This is a genomic window from Nocardia sp. NPDC057663 (assembly GCF_042799895.1).
In the GTDB taxonomy this organism is placed as follows: Bacteria; Actinomycetota; Actinomycetes; order Mycobacteriales; family Mycobacteriaceae; genus Nocardia.
On sequence record NZ_JBHVHX010000047.1, the window covers coordinates 1 to 2551 of the forward strand.

The following is a 2551-nucleotide window of genomic DNA, read 5'->3' on the forward strand; positions in this document are numbered from 1 at the left end:
GCAGCATAGTTTGCTGGGTGCTCCGGAGGATCCGGGCAGTCTCTTGTCGTCGCAGCTTGAGTACTGGGATCAAGAACTCGCCGGTTCACCCGAACAGCTGGCGCTGCCGACTGATCGACCGCGCCCGAGAGTCGCGAGTTCGATCGGTGACGTTGTGCCGTTGGAGATCGACGCAACGACCACAGCGATGGTCGAGCTATTGGCGAGTCAACAGCATGCGACGGTATCAATGGTGTTGCAGGCAACGCTAGTAGTGCTACTAAGCAAACTCGGTGCTGGTGAGGACATTTCGCTCGGGTCGCCGATCGGCGGGCGCACCGACGAAGCACTCACGGATCTAGTCGGCTTCTTCGTCAACACGTGGGTCCTGCGCGCTTCTGTGACTCCAGCGACCTCGTTCACGAGGTTGCTTGGAGAGGTCCGAGAGAAGGCTTTGGCTGCCTATGCAAATCAGGATGCGCCCTTTGAGACGGTGGTCGAAAGGGTAAATCCTGCACGCTCACCCTCTTATCATCCCGTTTTTCAAGTGATGATGTCCTACCAGAATGACAAAAATCCTCGCTTCGATCTGCCTGGGCTCCAGGTCGACCCGATTGCGGTCCAAACCCATTCGGCTCGTTTCGACTTGTGGTTCAGCGTTGGTGAAGTGTCCGAAAATATTAATACCGGTGCTCGCGAGCTAACTGGCTTCGTGGAATTTGCGACCGATCTGTTCGATCGGGCAACCGTAGAGGTGATCGTGGCGCGGTTCGCCCGGCTGTTGAAGGTCCTCACCTCTGATCCCGGGGCGCCGGTAGGGGCAGCGGATATTCTGAGTATTGCCGAGCGATGCTCAGTATTGGAGGCCTGGAATGACACTGCCGTCGAAACCGGACCTGATGCCACGCTTGTCGAGTTGATCGAGGAGCAGGTTTCGAAGGCTCCGGACGGGGTGGCGATCGTATCCGGCTACGCAGAGCTTAGCTATTCGGAGCTGAATTCGCGCGCAAACGTTTTGGCATACCGCTTGATTGCGCGGGGTGTAAGCCCGGGCTGTGTCGTCGCGGTAGCACTGTCTCGCTCAGTGGAGTTGATAGTGGCACTGCTAGGCGTGTTGAAAGCCGGTGGAGCGTATCTTCCGGTTGATCCGAACTACCCAGCAGATCGGCTAGCGTTCGTGCTAGCTGACGCCTTACCGGTGTTGATACTCACAGATCAGGCTAGTTCGGGTTCGTTGCCAGCAACTGGTTTGCCGGAGATTCTGATTGATCAAAATGTACCATCAGTCGAAGTCAGCGAGCGTAATCCTGACGCAGGTGATCGGCGCGGTGAGTTGCGTCCAGACAATCTCGCCTATTTGATATACACGTCTGGTTCTACCGGTACGCCGAAGGGCGTCGCGATCACTCATCGAAATGCTACTGCGTTGTTTTCTGGAGCCTTGGAGTGGGGTGAATTTGACAACCATGACGTTTGGTCTTGGTGTCATTCCCACGCCTTCGACTTCTCTGTTTGGGAGCTTTGGGGCGCCCTCAGTAGTGGTGGTCGAGTTGTCGTAATTCCGAATAGTGCGACACGGTCGCCGATGGAATTGTGGAAGTCCATTGTAGACAATGGGGTGACAATTCTCAACCAGACCCCATCTGCATTCTATGCACTTACTGAGGCTCTGAGGGAGATCGATCCCGGTCATTGCCTCCGAATGATGATATTCGGTGGTGAGGCATTGAATCTTCGGCGTGTTGAGCGGTGGCGTTCTTCGCCATCATTTGCATCGGTGACGTTCGTGAATATGTATGGCATTACCGAGACAACTGTGCATCTTACGAAATTTGTCGTGACCAGTGAATCGACTGCACATAACCGAAGCTTCATCGGCAACCCAATCGCCAATATGCGCGTGTACATATTGGATTCGTGGCTGCAGCCAGTGGCGCCGGGGGTCCCGGGCGAACTATATGTGTCGGGGGTGCAGCTCGCTCAAGGCTATCACGAACGAGCGGGGCTGACTGCATCACGGTTCTCAGCCGACCCATTTTCGGGGGTTGGCGGACGGATGTATCGGTCAGGAGACGTGGCGCGATGGACTTCGTCGGGGACGTTGGAGTTCGTGGGCCGTGCTGATGATCAGGTGAAGATTCGTGGATTCCGTGTTGAACCCCGCGAGGTCGAGGCGGTGGTTGTGTCTCACCCAGCGGTGTTGCGGGCCGCGGTGGTCCCGCGAAATAACGTGAACGTTGGCGGAATGCAACTGATCGCCTATGTCGTGCCTGACCCATCTGTGGTTTCGGGCGGTCAATTTGTGTTCGGGACAAGCGCGCTCGATATCGCAAGTGTGCGTCGGTTTGCAATAGACCGGTTGCCAGATTTCATGGTGCCTGCCGTGGTCGTGGTTGTGGATGAGCTGCCGTTGACGGCTAATGGGAAGCTAGATCGGGCTGCGCTTCCGGATCCAGAGTTTGTCTCGTCGGCGGGGTACAGAGGACCGCAGACAGATCGGGAACGCGACCTGATCCAGCTGTTTGAGGAGATTCTGGGTGTCGATCGTGTAGGTGTCGATGACAGTTTCTTC

At 56.3% G+C, this 2551-nt stretch carries 1 protein-coding gene; it reads left to right on the top strand.

What is annotated here, in order from left to right; translation table 11 throughout:
• Nucleotides 1-43 precede the first annotated feature (43 nt).
• On the top strand, nt 44-2551 hold a 2508-nt coding region (locus tag ACFVAV_RS35665; protein ID WP_379040117.1), incomplete at its 3' end, for an amino acid adenylation domain-containing protein.